Source organism: Lysinibacillus sp. A4 (genome assembly GCF_024919535.1).
Lineage (GTDB): Bacteria > Bacillota > Bacilli > Bacillales_A > Planococcaceae > Lysinibacillus > Lysinibacillus capsici.
The window spans coordinates 12913-29833 of record NZ_JANWTB010000015.1 but is presented as its reverse complement, the minus strand read 5'-3'; the positions used below and the strand labels follow the sequence as shown (position 1 = coordinate 29833).

The following is a 16921-nucleotide window of genomic DNA, read 5'->3' as shown; positions in this document are numbered from 1 at the left end:
ATAACATCTCCTTTTTTTCTATTTACAAGGGATTTTTCCATTAGAATGTAATTCTTTTAATTTCTCTAAAGCTTCTGCAGGAGTTAAATCTTTGAATAACTTTTCTTTTGTGTATGGGATTTTTAAAAAACCTTTAACGTCAATGTCTTTGTAAGCTTTAGCAGCTTTTTCAAAAAATTCATCTGTTGTACCAGTAAATTTTGAACCATGATAAGGTATTCCATCTTCTATAAGCTTTCTATGCAATTTTTTGTGAAGTTCTGCCGTTCCCGCTCCTTCATCTGGATACCAAGAAATTGAATGAATTTGACTTAACTCTGAAATGTCTAAAGCCTTTGCTATTGATCTCGGCATCAAATGATGTCCCATACCAGTATCCAATAAATCTGAATATAAACCAAATTTATCAATATTGTTATTTGTATCCCGGACATATCCATATAAGGTAGGATTCCCACCCGCAAGTCCAATCGGGTCAATTTGAGTATAATTCCCTTGTTCTGGGTCGTAGTATCGGAATCGGTTATAATACAATCCTGTTTCTACATCTTCATACTGCCCTTGATAACGGAATGGAATAAAGTCTTTCTCACCAGTGAACTCTTTCACTCGTCCATAAATATCAAGCTGAGCAGACCAAACTCTATTACCCTCATCATCATAGGCTTCAACAGACGTTCCGAGATAATCACTAATAATACTGTAATGACCTTCACTCGTAATCTTTGCAGAAGGGACGAAGCTATCATTGAACACCCATGTAACAAGATTATCTGCAATAGCAGTATCGGTTTGTGAAGTATTTAGATTATCTAAAGTATCTGCAGCATTCTGCGTGGAATACTTATGTAGAATCGTATTGCCATGCATACAAAATGAGTTGCCTTATCCTTTATTAATACAATTATAAAAAAATTGTTTTTTACTTTTTGTATGTTACAAGTATTATTTTGTTATTTTACCAAAAAGCCAGATATAAGTTTTCAAATAACACAAAAACATATGTAAAGTAAAATCTAATTCATTTACTTTACATATGTCTCGTTTAAATCAGTAATAGTATTTTTCTTAATTTAATATTACTCTTATTTATTAAACTTTTTAATATTTCCGTTCTTCCTCTTCCTCATCTAGTAAGTAATTAAAAAAGTCAGAAAAGTCCTCCCATACATCTGGTTTAGAAATAAAATCCTGCATTTCTAATTTAGTTACTTCTACAGAATCAAGCCACATAATTGATGGTTTTTTTTCAGTATCCATAACAATAATACTTTCAGCTTCTTCAGCAATTACAATAAATCTGTTCGGCAAACCAACTGCTTCTCGGATTCTTATAGTTTCGCTTATAAAATTAGTTGGCTCAGAAAATAGAAAAGAATGGATATCTATCCCACCAACAATACCTCCACTGTAAAAGCCAGATATTTCACGGAAATCACTAGGTAGCTTTATTTGAAGTTCATTTTCAATTTTATCTAAATCCTCTTTAGAAACTCCATCAATATCATATAAAGCTTTATATTTATTTCGTAATTCATTCATATCTTTCATATTTTATTTACCTCCAAAATTCTATTTTTTACATCGTGTTTTAAAATATTCTCTAGTATCAACATTAAATTGAGGTCTATTTATTGGATAAATAGGATGTGGCTTGTTTCTTCCAAATTGGCTATGCAATATATCCTGCCCATATTTTCCTACTCCATGATATCGAGTACTTGCCTCTACTAATGCTCCCCTCGAATCTTGACCTAAGTGATGTAAAGTTACAAAGCTACCATCAGCAAGTTGAGGTGCTAATCCATATTTATTCGCCGCATCTCTATTTGTCATTCCTCTCCCCTTTGCACTACCAAGTGTTCTTACTTTATCCCAGTCGATATCATCCCTTTGATATACATCATATGTTTGTTTAGTACCCTTTGGTCGAGTAGCAGTCCAACTAATTTTTTTCCAATTTATCAACCCAAATGGATCAATATCCATAAGCGGATCTCTAACATACCCATACAACGTTGGGTTATTCCCTGCAAGCCCAATCGGGTCTGGCTGAGTATACATCCCCACATCTGAGTCGTAGTATCGGAATCGGTTATAATACAATCCTATTTCCACATCTTCATACTGCCCTTGATAACGGAATGGAATGAAGTCTTTCTCACCTGTAACTTCTTTCACTCGTCCATAAACATCAAGTTCAGCTGTCCAAACCCTATTCCCTTTTTCATCATAGGCTTCAACAGGCGTTCCAAGATAATCACTAATAATGCTATAATGACCTTCACTCGTAATCTTTGCAGAAGGGACGAAGCCGTCATTGAACACCCATGTAACAAGATCATCTGCTATATCGGTATCAGTCTGTAAAGATTTCAGATTGTCTAAAGTATCTGCAACATTCTGTGTGGAGTACTCATGCAGAATCGTATTGCCATCCCATACAAAATGCGTTGCCTTATCCTCAGAACGCTTCTCTATTCGCCTACCTAATGAATCATACTTGAAAGTAACTTCCGTATGATCTGGCTTAATGACCTTCGACAACATGCCATTGCCATAGTACTCATACTTCCACGTATCACCATTCTTTTCGACTTTCTCTACGAGATTTCCTTCTTCATCATAAGAGAATTGGGCATCTTGTGATTCTAGTAATCTACTGCCAGCACCATAAACACGATCTTTTTTGTCTTTTGTTTCATATAGATTGCCGACATCATCGACGCTACGGTATAAGAAATCAAATTTACTGTCTTGATTGGCCCAGACGAGGTTACTGAATTCGTCGTAACCATACGTTACTTTTACACCAGTTAGCTCATTGACCATGCTGCGTAATTGGTGATTCACATCCCAATTATACACACGTCTTCGCGTATTTCGGCTTTGACTACTTACGCGATGGTGTGTTGGTCTACCTGTGATGTCATATTGCCATTTACTGATGACATCCCCTGGCAGGATTCGCTCAATCTCTTGCCCGAGTTCATTGTATTGCATCGAGGCTGTCCACTGGGCTTGCTCGGAGCGAGAGGCAGTCATTTGTAAGATATTGCCCAGCTCATTACGCATGACATCGATTTTGGCACCGAGGCTGCTTGTTATTTGGGAGCGATTGCCTAACTCGTCATAGCTACTGGCAATCCACTGGTCATTTTGCCACTCCTTGATGACTTGGCCGGATGGGTCTCGTTCTAGTTTGACGGTTACATGGTCGTTTTCCGTTTCTTTTAGCGAGCCGTTTTTGTCATAGGCAAACGTTTCCCATGTGCCATCATAGTAGTCTGATCGTATGACATTCCCTAGATCATCATGCTGATACGCTGTCCAACGATTTCCTGGACGTTGGATGCGCTGAACCAATCCTGCTGGACTTCGCTCATACGTTTTTTCCATATCATCAAAGCCGATTTCCTTGATGATATGGCCTTTCGTATCACGTTCAAACGTATATGCTTCGCCTCTTTCATTGATCACAGCGGTTAATTGCTCCTCTGTATCATAAGTGAATTGTACTTTCTTACCACCTTGTTTTCGAGACGTTAGGCTACCAAGAATCGTGTAATCAAAGGCAACTTGCGTATGGTTATCTTTCGCAAAAATAATATCGTCATAGGCATTGTACTGTAATTGCACATCGTTACCATCTGAAAGATTTGCGCGAACAAGGCGATTCAAGTGATCGTAACGGAACTTCTCTGTCGCCCCTAATGGATTGGTTGTACTAATGCAGTTACCTCGGCGGTCATATGTCCAAGTGGAGCTTGTCCCGTCTGGTAATGTCACTTGGCTCAAGTTCAAATCTGCATCATACGCTAAGCTTACCATATGACCTTGCGCATTTGTCACTGTGTCAATTAAACGATACTCATTATAGGAAAATTCAGTCTTTGTACCGTCTTCTAACATAATTGCCTGCAATGTACCGTCTTCATTATAGATCCACTGACGACTTCCGCCCTCTGCGTTAACTGCTTGAATGAGCCTATCCTTAGTATCATACTGTGAGGATAATGTACTGCCATCTGCAAGAGTGATGGTTACCGGATTTGCCCATTCATCATAGCTGAATGTTGTTGTGCGGCCATCTTCATCTACTTCTTGGAGTAATTCAAAGTCCTCATTATATTGATAGCTGACTTCACTGCCATCTGGATAGACAATTTTCGTACACAAGTTATCTTCATTAAAATAGTAATAGCTTGTATGTCCTAAACTATTAGTGATTTCATTATAGCCGTCGAAATAGGCAAGCTCACCTGCTAGAACATTGCCATCTCCCCATGTTCTGATTACTCGTGCCCCTGTTGTTGGGCCATCGTAGCGCCAGAAGAAGCTATTTTTATTGCGGTCGATTTTTTGCATCATTAAGTGATTCACATAGGTTATATGCGTGCTCTGACCTAATGCATCCTGAATTTCGATTAGATCCTGAACATCATTATAAACATAGCGCACCAATACTTCACGATTGTTCTGATTACGTAAGGCAACTTCTGTCATTCTTCCTGCCTCATTGGTCGTAACATCTAGAATTCTGCCAACGCTATCTGTTACTTGAGATAGGAAACCTTTATTGTTATAGGCGAATTGAAGATGGTGCTCTTGCTCATTTTTTACTTCTTTTAATCGGTATGTTGAGGTTGTTACTTGTTCGAATGCATAAATTAATCGTGTATCATGCTCAAACAAATGATACTCTTCCCCTGTATTCATCAGGGTCATTCTTTCTTTTTTATTAAAATATGGCAAATTTATTGGTAAAATTGGAAACCCAACTGCACGACCATCTGTTACTACAATCCCAATCAGGTCTTCTTCCTCAAATATCTCTAAGGCAAGATCGTAGATAAAGTGCATACCATGACCTGACAAGCCAACCCTGCTACTATCACTGTACCAAGCTCGTTCCCATGAAAGAGGGATTGGTCCAGGTAGCTCAAAGTCTACACCTTCATATATCATTCGTCCTGTAATTAAATCAACAGGTTCAAAGCCTTTTTTACAGAATTTATCACTTAACCCTTTTGTACAATTAAATTTCTTTAATACCCCATGGTTAAATTTCGTTAGCTCTGTTTTGGCCATTGCTTTCATACCGTCTACTGCCTTCGAAACAGCTAGCACTTCGTCCATGGAGGCGATGACTTTATCTGCTGCTGTCTTGACGCTCTTTGAGCCCTTGTTGGCTACCGCTGATACGGTATCTAGCGTCTTGGATACTTTTGTGTAAGCTGCTTTCATCCCTTTAACTGCTTTTGAAGCATCAACTGCCTTATCCGCAGCCTTTGCCGTTTTACTCGCTGCCTCTGCCACTTTTGCTGCTTTCTTGGCCTTGTATGCTGTTTTTGCTGCATCACCAACTATTGGAACCGCCCCCACTAAGTTCATGGCTGCGCCCATATAGTCTCCCCGAGCTAAACTAATACCTGCATTCGCAATATCTGCAATTGTCCCTATACCAGGAATGAATCCAGCTACATCCAGTGCCAAACTTACACCATCTAATAAACTACTAAAAAAGCCTTTTTTCTCTTTTTTCACCTCTGCCTTTTGGGGGAAAATGACGTCAACTTTCGACGTAGCTTCGATTGCTTCTTCATTTAACTTCGGAGGTTGGCTTTTCTTCTCTGTACCTTCCTGATCAATAAGTGTACTAATTAACTGTGTGTCAGCAGCAAGGATTACATGACTTTGCTCCTTTGCTGAAATGGCAATCCACTCTTCCGCCTCTACAGATAGCTCTTTCATACCGCTAATGTCAAGTGTTTCGTCCGCTGCAAGCATGATGGTACTGTTACTAAGAAATGTTACACCTTCTCCATCATCCATCTTTAAGTCCAATACCCCATCTACTGCACTAAAGGTAATATCCCCAACACCTAATGTCACATCTTTCCCAGCATTGGTCGCTAATGATTTAACGGTCGTGTCCGCCATTTTCTTCGTCTGCTTTTGACCACCCTCAGGTGTGACTGGGTCAACCCGGACAGAGCTAATAACGATAGCCTCTTCTTCCACTGCACTCGGAAAATGTAATTGGGCACGTGCTCCTATTTGAGGCATTAAATACATAACCCCATTCGCATCGGCAGAATAAGCAAACCAATGGGCCTTTGCTTTATCCTGTTTTTTATCGATATCCAAATGAATTTTCACCGTGTTCTGTGTGACATCGATGATCTTTCCTGTAAAAGCTGCCCCAATAAGATCTAAATTGCGTACCAATCGCTGGCGAATACTTTTCTCTGGTTGGGCAGTATAGTGAAACGTTAAGACACCACCCTCAAGACAGACTTCCCGAGCCGTAATAACATAGGATCTTCCTTTTAATTGGACTGTAGTGCCTAGCTCATAGGCCTCTGTGCTTTCAAACTCACAAAAAGTATAATCGATTTCGCTTACATCAGTGCCATCGTTTTCAGTAATCAGCCGATACGTATCGAAATCCATTCGTAATGTGGAAGGTAAATGGTCGATTGATATGCTTTTCCTACTTTGCGGTGTACCCAACCAAAATCGCGGCCCTTTTCCTTTTAAATCTGGGAAAACAACCGCATTTAGATTTGAGGCCATTCTTTTAATAAATGCCCAATCTGTTTCTAAGTATTGAATGGAAATATGACCAATGGCTTGGCTATTAGAAGCATGGTCGATGTAATCACCATGAGGGTAGGCTCCCACAATATGATTCATTAACTCTACATACGTCATATTCGCATCTTGGAAAGAACGGGAGCGTTTCTCAATATCCATGTTTGCTGTAAACGATACCGCTTCAACTAAGACATAATGCACACCTTGAACAGCCTGTAACTCTGCATTTTCGATTCGTCCTGAAAACAAAATACCTTGCTCTCGTCCAAATTTCACAACCACTTCATCAGTATGACTGACCCTTTGAATATACTTTTGTGCTTGCTCTTCAGCAATCATTCCTGTAAAGTACAATCTCGCATGGTCATTGCCTTTATGTTTAATGGTTAGTTTATCTAAATGAATAAGAGGATAAGGCCATTCAAGCACAAGATCCTCATACGTACTAATCATGTGGACTTCTTTTTTTTCTAGCGTTGTCATTGCTTACCTCCTTTCAAGCAATTTATTTTTTAAAAACCTTGTTTTGGTATTTCCAAATCCTCTTGTCCATCATGAACTATATCGATTTTGCCTCCGCCTGCAGAGCATTGCGTATGACAACGGTTTAATAGCGCTTGCTTCCCCTCGATATTGACATTTTCCATCCCTTCCATCCAGTCGATGGAACATGCTGGCGTACACGGCTTTTTTAATTTCAAGCAAACACCAAAGGTTGGGATATTTTCAGGGTTTCGATCGCCTACATTCATAACGGCTTTGCCTTTTATATAAACGCCATGATCCTGTGGTAAATTTAAATAATTCAGATGGCTACCATGCTCACAGGAAATGATTGCTCCATGTACCACATAACTAAATTGCTCTTGTCCCGAACCCTCTGTCTCCAAATTTTCTACAACTTGAGCCATTTGCTATCCTTCCCTTCAGATTATTTGTGATCATTTTCGCGTTTACACTGTAGCTACAGTGTTTCATAATTTATCGTTTCTCTAGCTTTACTCGCTGTAGCTGAATTCCAAAAAATGATCGCCTTAAGAGACTTTCTGCCACATCCAAATTAACGATGGTAAAAGATTCCCTTTTGCCATCAACCTGAAAAATACAATCCAATTCCACACTTTTGGGGTTAATCACAAGCTCCTTTATGCGTCCGTCTGGATAATACGTCGTTTCATGTGAAATACAATGCTTTTTCACAATGTCCAAAAGCCAATAGATGCGCTGTGTTCCTTTCATAACATCCGTAAAAACAATGGCCGTAAATGCTAAGTTATCCTCGTATTTTACTAATAACTTTTTTAATTGTTCAGACACGATTCTCCGAGGCTTTTCTAAATAATCCAAATAGAGTGCATTCTCTTTTTCTATCACTTCTCCAAAAACAGACGAACAGACAAAATCATCATCGAGGTCTGTCTTCATAGGAATAATTGGATTAGTAATACTTTGATCTTGCCGAAGAATAAAATACTCCATCTTTTCCTCCTGTAACCACCATTGCTTCCCTTCATCACTTTTGTACAAAGTTAATGAATCCAATGAATGTCTTTTATCTGTTCTGGGCTGAATAGATACTTTTCTTGATCGCGTTTAAAGAAGGTTGCACCTTTTAGATTGGCACCTGTAAAATTGGCACCTGCCATCTGCGCAAACTCAAATCTTGCATTTTCTAAATTCGCATTACTGAAATCTGTGCCAAGATAGCTCGCAACTTCATAATTGGAAAGCCTTAGCGTTTTTCCCTGCGCATGAGTAAAATTCGCGCCTGCTAAATTAGCCTGTCGAAAATCAGCATCTTGAATGGCTGCATATGAAAAATCAGCATTGGCTAATCTACACTGTTGAAAACTAGTACCAATGCATACACTGTGTTTCCATGAGGAGCCTTCTAAATTACTCTCTTTGAAATTCGCATAGGAGAAGTCCAGCTGATTGAAATCTTTCTGCTGTAAGGGAAGGTTCGAGAAGTTTTCAAACGTATACGATTGGTCGGTCTCTTTGTTCTCTAACCATAAAAGAAGGTTCTTCTCCTCACGTTCCCGTTCGTCGATGATTGCAACATCTTCACTGAACCCTTTATATTCACCGACACGAAAACGTAAGCACGCTGTTCGTTGAAAATTGATTTTTGGTACGCATTCTTTTTGATAGCGAAAGAGATAGCGTATCAATTGAATGATAAAGTGATGAAATAGGATAACTGTCTGCTGAATAATGACCCGAACGTCCGCTGCTTGAATGCTGAGATAGGGTTTTCTTTCTTTTTCAAGTATTGTTTGTAACTCTGTAATTGCCTCACTCAGCCAATCCGCTTCATACTGTGCCGTGCATTCTGTCCATTCGTAATACCAAGCTTCTCCATAGGCTTCTAGCAAATACGTAAACTTGTTTTCTAGCAAAGACGTTCTTAGCAATGAAAAATGAATAAAAGCAACAGATGCTAATCTTCCCTGCCTTTGCTGCTCTCTAATATTCGCAAACAACTGTTCAAGGGAGTGAATGATTGGCTGTAGCAAAAGTTCCTTGTTTTGGCGAAACCGTCGAACAACTTTCTCTTGCAATCGGCTGACATGAACTGACACGTATTCATCCATAAAATGCTGTAATGCTTCTTCTCGTTTCATGCATCCACTTCCTCACTAATTTGCTCGTACTTCCGTTCCCTTAATTTCCATTTTGTCTTCCATCTTGATGGAATTATCTTTACACGTCATCTCAATTTTCTCATTTGCATTAATCATAATTTGCTTCGCATTGATGACGACTTTATCTGTTGCTTTTAAGTTAATATTTTTATCACTTATGATTGAAATACCATTATCATCCATAAGTGAAATCATTAATCCCCCACCAGAAATGACAATCCGATCAGGAGCTAGTAGAATTTGTTTCCCATGCTTCGTTCTCAGTGTTTTCACATCTGGGTCAGCCATTCGCATCGGGTCTTGGCGACTATCTTCTGGCGCTGTAGCACCTGATTGCCCACCACCATCTTGACTAGTAGGATTCGTTGCTGCTAACATTGCTCCAGATTGGGGAGGTGCTTTTGATACGGAGCTAATGGCAATCCCTTCATCCTCACGATTGCTTGGGAAATAAATTCTAACGTTGTCAGATAGCTCAGGCATAAAATACCATCCTGTATTATCTTCCGATGCATAGATTGTTGAATATGGAAACCAATAGGCCGTGTCCTTTTCTTGCCCCTCATCAAAATTGACATGAATACGAATTTTGTCCCCAGCCACATCAATTACTTTTCCTTGAATAGAGGCACCAATAATAGCTTGATTGTAAGTCGTGTGAACACTAAAGCCATTTTGTGGTGTTAACGTATAGATATGCTTTAATAAACCATTTTTTAGCTTTGAGACAATTTTATAAACATACAATTTCATTGATTGGAAAGTAACTTCATTACCTATTTTGAATGATTGAGTCGACTCCACCTCATAGTACATGTAGTCACTATCCGTAATGCTATCGAGATGATTTTTACTAGAGATTAGGAAGTTGCCGATTGCTTTTTTAACTCGGTAATTAAGGGCATCCATTTTTGGTGTGTTACCCGGTTGAAACGGTACACCGAAGTAGAACTTTGCCGCCCCATGAATGGTATCTGGCACCAAGCCTGTATGAAATCTCGATGCCATTCGCTTAAGAAATTCCCAATCGGTCTCTAAATATTGCATCGTGAAGCTACCAAGACTAGCCCCCTTTGTGACATGGTCCATAAAATCCGCGCCTGGTTGATCGGCAATACATACATTGATTAATTCACTATAGGGCATGCTTGCATTTTGATATGTTTGATTTTTCTTCTTCACATCTAACTTATACGTATGTGAAACGGCTTTAACCTCCAAATAATACGTACCCATAACCATTTTCACTTGGACATCTAACGCAAGCCCATTAAATATAGGTGTGGATTGTCCATTGCTACCAATTTGTAATACTTCAATGGCTGTTTCTGCATCTGTCATATAGACGTAGGAATCTTCAAGTTCATCTGGAATCACGCCTGTTAAACGCAATGTTGCATGCTCGTTCATTTGTTGTGTAATTTCGATTTCACTAACGCGGATATTATAGGGCATCACAACCATATCTTTATACGTTAAAGCTGTTTCCTTATTTACTCGCTCCATCAAACAACACCTTCTCCATCTAATGATTTGTTTTCGATTGAGATTGATTCCATCATGCCGTATGCAATGGGTTGCCAAATAGGTATTTCTGATTTCAAGCAATTGACCGAGCCTGTTGCTACATTATCGCCTACCATAAACAAAAACATTAAATTGTAAATTTTAGAATCTAGAGCCTTCGTAATGAAATCAAAATAGCCGATTTGACGACCATCCACTTCTTTTATGCCAATATCTAACATATCAGCATCTGGCTGTAATTTTCGAAGGATATTCATCATCGTATGTGTGAAATCTTCTAATTCCTCTTCTTGAATCTGTTGCTCCATCATTTTCATCGTGATGTTAATAGATGTACTTTCACTTGTGTAGATATAATCGGGTCTACGGCTTGATGGATATTTAATATCCATTAATTCAGGTTCCATCTCTTCAAAAGCTGTAGGGATAAACATCCGAATTTGGTCCTCATAAAAACTACTCTCTGCAAATTCAATCATTTCATCTTCAATCGTTAGCTGGCCTTCTTTAATGGCTTGAACGATGTCAGTATGTAACAATTGGTTTTCAATGTTCTCCAGTCGTTTCTTCTGCCTTGCATGCTTCGTCATCTCAATGACTTCTTCATCCATGAAATTCATTTTTTCCCCTCCTTTGTTATTCGTATTTCTTATCTTCCTCTAACTAGCCAACCTCTTAATTCACTAGTAGACTATTAATCAACTATCATGCGCTTAGGTCGCCCTTGACCGACCCCTTTCATCCGACTACTGCCCTTAGATTCCAACAAAATGCGATTTAAATATTTATGAATTTGGCTATTAGATAAAGATTGATAGTCCAACTCTAGCCGGTTGCAAATATAGAAATCAATTACATCTCGTTGCACTCTCTCCTGATTTAAGCACTCTAAGGCAAAGGCAATATCATACGGATTAGTGGGTCGATTTTTTAAAAGCTCTCGCGAAAAGTATTGCAAAATGAGTGGATGGTAGGTGCTTTTTTCCAGCCCTGCATACTGACAATGAAGATAATTAACAGTATTATATTCTGTCGCAAAGTCGAAAAAATCGGTATGCTGTGAGCGTAATTTGGCACCTAATTTTAATTTAAAGCGCGCTAATTCTAGTTCATTATGAGCAAGCTCTAACGAATCGTCTAAGACAATCTCTGTTCTGTAATTGCTAAAGTCTAAGTCATTTGCTTCTTCAGCAAATCGCACTTTTAAAATCGTTTCACTTCCTGTAGCTTCATAAGGAAGCTCATAGCTACTATCTAGCATATAGAGCCTTCCTTTATGCTTAATAATGCCTTTTGTAATGATAAGACGTGTATCCGCTACAATAATATGGACACCAGCAATGATGCCGTTTGAATAATCTTGAAAATATAAATCTAAAAAATCTCTTGGGTAATCTCGCAAATTCTCCAGCATTTCTCGCTTTAAAATGCGACCTTTATGAAAATGTGGATATTGATTAGCAAACAAGCTGTCACCCACCTCTTTTCTTTTTTATCACGTGAGCTTGCTCTACTTTAATCCGTCAAAGAAATCTAGTTCCGATAAATCAGCTTCAAAGGCGAAGAATTCCTTCTTTCCAATAAACAGCTGTTCGTCTTTTCGTGCTACTGGCACCACATGAAAGCCCCAATGATCTTCGCCTGCAAAAACAAAGAATTTCACTTCGCCATTCATGATAGAATCCGTCTCGTCTTGTGGAATTTTATCGTAATAGTTTGCCGCAATATTTTCATAAAGAACAGGCTTAAAATTCTCAGGACGATTAAAGTAAGTGTATTTATAGGATGACTGATTGTCACTGCCAGTTAGGAAAAACTCCACCTCTGTTACACCCCATGGACGGGAAATAGTACCATGAATTTGGTTTAGCCTTTCTAAGCTACTAATAAGTAATTTTTCCTGGCGATTATGTGTAAAGGCACTTACAGCATAAGGTACAACAGGAGCATGATTTGTCACTTTTGTTTCAATCATGCCTATCTTTTTCGCATTTAAATAACGCAGTGCTCCTCTAAGGCAAGCAAGCTTTAATTCTGGCACTTTACCAATATTTTCAGCTTTTTGCCTAAATTCAATGCTTCGTCCGGGTACAAATTCTTTTAAGGCCTCACGAAATGCATCAATCTTACAGGACTGTCCAGTTAATTTAATAATAGAGTATTCGCCCAAAAGACCACTCTCATAAAATTCCTCTAAAAACTCACGCACAATATCATAAATATCAGCCTTTATAAGATGATTAATTTCTTTTATGTTGAAAAAGACATTTGGATAATCATAAACTTCCTTAAATTGATTGTTTTCAAGCAGAGATAGGCACCATCGATCTACTGCTGTCACATTTAAATCGCTATCGTGCTGCATATCACTGTCCGAATAAAAGCGGCTTCTTAAAATGCCTGTTTTACGGAAAAATTCCTTCTTCATTTCCTCTGCCATTTCCCATAAGAAATAATAATTATTTCTGACACGTAAGTATTCATCACGTGTGCGATTTTCATATTCCTTAAAGCGAGTTGGAATGATATACTCAGCATCTGAAAAGGCTTTTTCAAATTGTTTGTATACCTCGTCAACCCCATGATCGTCTACATATCGATAAATATCCTTGCCTGGAATATCAATGAGTGCATCAATATCATAAGCACTTTTTCCCCGACTATAGTAATTGGCAAAGACAATCTTCATAAATTGGAAAATACGATAGGTAATATTGTTGCCACCAAAATTGGTATCTCCATTTTCATAGGTTGTATGAATATCAATTTTGTATGAAATATGTCCATCCTCTATTCGAAACTTACAGGAGGAAAGGTCGGTTGTTCCACCACCACAATCAATGACCAGTGCCTTATATTCCTTCCCATCCAAGAAGCTATTATTCTCTATTTGATTGGCGATTGTATTATAAAGAACCGCCATCCCTTCATCGAGAGCATGTTCTGTTTCGATGTTGTATTCAGGTAAAATTGTCTGAAACATATCTAAAAATTGATTTTTCAACTTTACAGGACTGGAAATATGTAAATGCTTGAAGCGACATTTAAATTGATGTTCTGCCATTTGAATAATATAAAGCATAAACTCTCTTAATATCTGACTTCGCGGAACAAGTGCTGTATTTCCGTTCGCATCCATTATCTCTTCCAATTTGGCATAATTACTAACCCAGCGTTTAATGCCTTGGAATTTCGTTGCCAATGAAGTGTAGCTATTTTTTTTCATCATTTTTAACGCTTCATAGCCATAGTAATAGCTCACTTGATCTTGATTTGAGCAATCTGCCACTGTCATGACTGTCGGCACTACTTCGATCCATTCATTTTGGTGAAGCGGATCTGGAAACTGGACAAAATTAATGCTATTTAGCTGAATTCTGTCATTTAATAGGTCATGGCTACAAGGAGAAGAGACATAATCACTTTCTAAGTAAACACCAGCCGTTGTATTGGTAGTTCCAAAATCAATGGCAAGAATCGCATCGGTTGTTTCCAGCTGTTTAATCTCTAAATCTGGTATTGGAACCTTATAGTAGTGAAGGTTTGTAGGCGGAAGTGGGGTCTCCTGATAGTAAGTCTTATAGATATACTCAGAATCTTGCTTTCGTAAAAATATAAAGCTGTAGTTTTTATTGTTAGTCTTTCGAATTTCTAGTGCCTCATCTGCCGCAAAATAGTACTTGTTTGGCTGCTGATCGTCTTTTATAACATGAAGGATGCCGCAAAGATCTAGCTGCTCATTGACTAGCAGTACATTGGATTCAACTAGAAATCCTCCTGTTTCTACGAAATACTGGTCTGGCTTATCAATTTTCATACCGCTATATAAGCTCATTTTGGCAGGAATTTTTATCTCACCATTGTCAGACAGTGGTGTTTTTAAATACTGCTGCACAGCCGCTTCTACTCTTTCGAACCCCCCATCCTTACTTTCTTTAATTAGAGGGTTTTCTTCAGCGCCACGATATCGTAAAATTTTGTCGATTAACTCGTCTCTGGTTAATGTATTAATAAGCCCTGTCACAAGTTTTTCCTTATAACAAATATTCCTCAGCTGGAAGGTTGTCATTTCCATTAATTCTACTCGTGTATAGGTCATAAACTTTTTTTCTGTATAACGCTTATTCGCATACAGTTTATATGAATATTTAGTCGTCATTACGAATCCCTCCTCTGCCCTGTTTAGTAAAGAGCTATTCGATCTAGCTTCATTGTTTCCTCTGCATCGATTATGCCGAAGTGATATTGCCAATAAACCTCTATATGGAAGCTGATAGGCAAAAATATTTCCTGTATGAGCTGTACCTTTTGCTCATTCTGCTCTGTCTTCTTCTGACGTATATATAAAAGCAGCTCATCTTGCTCCTCTGATTTTACATAGATGAAACAACCTTTAAAGAGCCTTTTTAGCGTATCCTTTAATAAGTAAATTTCATCCCCGGTCTGGTACAGTCTCAGCATGTTCAGGACCACGATTTCTTGTTCCTTTTTTGAAAACGAACAAATATTATGACGTACTACATTGCCAAATACATTGGCTTCGATATCTTTTAAAATAAAGCGAATAAAAAACTCTTTTTTATTCATCCCCTGCATACGATCAATGTCAGCTAAGAAATGCAGTACGATGTCAAAAAAATATTCCCTAAACGCTCTATCAGATGTATTATCCGGGTGAAAAAGATTGTTAAAAATATCAAAGTAGCGATAGTACGGATTTACTTCGACGTGCTGCTCAACCAACTGTGTATTTAAAAACTGTGGACTAAGCTCCATATAGGGCGAATATGTCTCGGCAAGGTGAAAATTTATATCCTTTTTAGAAAGTCCTTCATCCTCGGCTTTAATGAGCAAATCCCAAATATAATTCATAGCCACACACCTACACATTTATATTCAAAGAAATGTCGCTGTACCTCGGATACTAAAAAGCTCAAAATATCATTTGCTATAAAATCTTTTTTCTCTTTTGCCTTAAACTTTAGTAGCATCGTTTTTTTATGACTATTTTCTCCTATCATTTCTGTTAAGAAAGGGTTTACTGAATGCGTAAAACCTGCTCTTGAAAAAGAGTCCACTATCTCCACATCTACTAGCTCAACGCTAACAGCTACCTCGAAGGAGTTAATCATCCTAGTAATCTCCCCCTTCGTTTTAACATTTGCAGTATACTTACTAGCAAATTTGTGCATAAAATGCTCTATTCGTCGATTGGAAACAAGCTCATAATGAAGCTTTCCAATTTTTTCATCTTCCATTTTTGCAATTTTGATTAACTGCCAAACTCCTGATTTGTCTTGTGGTGAAACAATGGTTAATTCATTATCTGAACGTTTAACGTAGCGAACATTCTCCTCATCCGCTTCAACAAGATACCCATGCTCGTTGCCAATTTTGCGGATTGAAAGGACATGCTCATAATTGACCTTATCGATAGCAGGAATGGGGAAGCCCACATTCTTGACCTCATGTCGCTCAATATTCCATAGTGGAACCATGTCCACTCTCTTTTTTGGCTCGTATTCCTCTAAATCAACTATTATCTCAATGATTTCAGTATCTTCATTGAAAGGTGGACAATCCACTAAATGTACATCCAAAAATTTATAGGCGTATGGGTGATTAATGGTTTTCCATGGCAATCCATTAATTTGGAATATCGGATATAGCTGATCGATTTCTTGCAAATAGTCTGAATTTCTTGAAAGGCTTACCTTTATCTCTAGTTGTCCTTCTGTTGTGATGAGAGTTCCGTTAAAGCGTCGTTTCTCAACTAATAACTGCTGAATTTGTATCGAGTCACACTCTAGAAATAAAGTACACAGGACGGCTTGTTCTTTGTTTTTTAACGATTGAAGTAATTTGGCTGTATCGATTGCTTTCGTTTCTAAATCAGCTGGTCGCATCGGAAATAAACATTGATGAATCGGGTCAACATCCTCCTTTGCACTAAGCGTGACATAAATGTCAAACCTATTCTCAACATCTTCCATTTCGTTAAATACTCGCTCTTCAAGCTTTCTATTCATTTCATCCTGATAGTCAATTAAATTTACAAAAACGCCACTGACAATATCTTTTAGCAGTTGACGTTGCTCTAAATCCTCTATTTTGCGTAACCGTTCAAACATGAGCTCTTTTATCAC

At 38.2% G+C, this 16921-nt stretch carries 12 protein-coding genes; all 12 read right to left on the bottom strand.

Annotated features, from left to right (window positions below; translation table 11 throughout):
• Positions 1–18: 18 nt before the first annotated feature.
• The 12 genes from NY607_RS22000 to NY607_RS21945 all read right to left on the bottom strand — a co-directional run bounded on the left by NY607_RS22000 (position 19) and on the right by NY607_RS21945 (position 16921).
• Complete coding sequence (locus tag NY607_RS22000; protein WP_131520640.1) at positions 19–870, bottom strand: RHS repeat domain-containing protein; 852 nt, start codon at positions 868–870, stop codon at positions 19–21.
• A gap of 231 nt (positions 871–1101) precedes the next feature.
• Entirely contained in the window at positions 1102–1551 is a 450-nt protein-coding gene (locus NY607_RS21995; protein WP_036074795.1) for an SMI1/KNR4 family protein, read from the bottom strand.
• A gap of 21 nt (positions 1552–1572) precedes the next feature.
• Positions 1573–7083, bottom strand: a complete 5511-nt coding sequence (locus NY607_RS21990) for an RHS repeat-associated core domain-containing protein (protein ID WP_259420372.1) — start codon at positions 7081–7083, stop codon at positions 1573–1575.
• A gap of 29 nt (positions 7084–7112) precedes the next feature.
• Entirely contained in the window at positions 7113–7511 is a 399-nt protein-coding gene (locus tag NY607_RS21985) for a DUF4280 domain-containing protein (RefSeq protein ID WP_036075055.1), read from the bottom strand.
• Positions 7512–7581: 70 nt separating this feature from the next.
• A complete protein-coding gene (locus NY607_RS21980) occupies positions 7582–8079 on the bottom strand; it encodes a hypothetical protein (RefSeq protein WP_259420371.1) in 498 nt (165 codons plus the stop codon).
• Positions 8080–8129: 50 nt separating this feature from the next.
• The gene (locus NY607_RS21975) at positions 8130–9227 is read right to left on the bottom strand and encodes a pentapeptide repeat-containing protein (protein ID WP_259420370.1); all 1098 of its coding nucleotides are present in this window, start codon (positions 9225–9227) and stop codon (positions 8130–8132) included.
• A 15-nt stretch (positions 9228–9242) separates the two neighbouring features.
• A complete protein-coding gene (locus NY607_RS21970) occupies positions 9243–10754 on the bottom strand; it encodes a phage baseplate assembly protein V (protein ID WP_036075052.1) in 1512 nt (503 codons plus the stop codon).
• Positions 10754–11395, bottom strand: coding sequence for a hypothetical protein (locus NY607_RS21965; RefSeq protein WP_131520635.1), 642 nt, complete (start codon positions 11393–11395; stop codon positions 10754–10756). Before NY607_RS21965 ends, NY607_RS21970 begins: the two co-directional genes overlap by 1 nt.
• Before the next feature lie 74 nt (positions 11396–11469).
• Positions 11470–12243 carry a hypothetical protein gene (locus tag NY607_RS21960; RefSeq protein WP_036075048.1) on the bottom strand — a complete coding sequence of 258 codons (774 nt, stop codon included), beginning with the start codon at positions 12241–12243 and terminating at the stop codon, positions 11470–11472.
• A gap of 42 nt (positions 12244–12285) precedes the next feature.
• A complete protein-coding gene (locus NY607_RS21955) occupies positions 12286–14934 on the bottom strand; it encodes an acetate and sugar kinases/Hsc70/actin family protein (RefSeq protein ID WP_036075047.1) in 2649 nt (882 codons plus the stop codon).
• Positions 14935–14957: 23 nt separating this feature from the next.
• Complete coding sequence (locus NY607_RS21950) at positions 14958–15653, bottom strand: iron-dependent peroxidase (protein ID WP_081977432.1); 696 nt, start codon at positions 15651–15653, stop codon at positions 14958–14960.
• Positions 15644–16921: a normocyte-binding protein gene (locus NY607_RS21945; protein ID WP_310794755.1), complete on the bottom strand. Its 1278-nt coding sequence runs from the start codon at positions 16919–16921 to the stop codon at positions 15644–15646. Before NY607_RS21945 ends, NY607_RS21950 begins: the two co-directional genes overlap by 10 nt.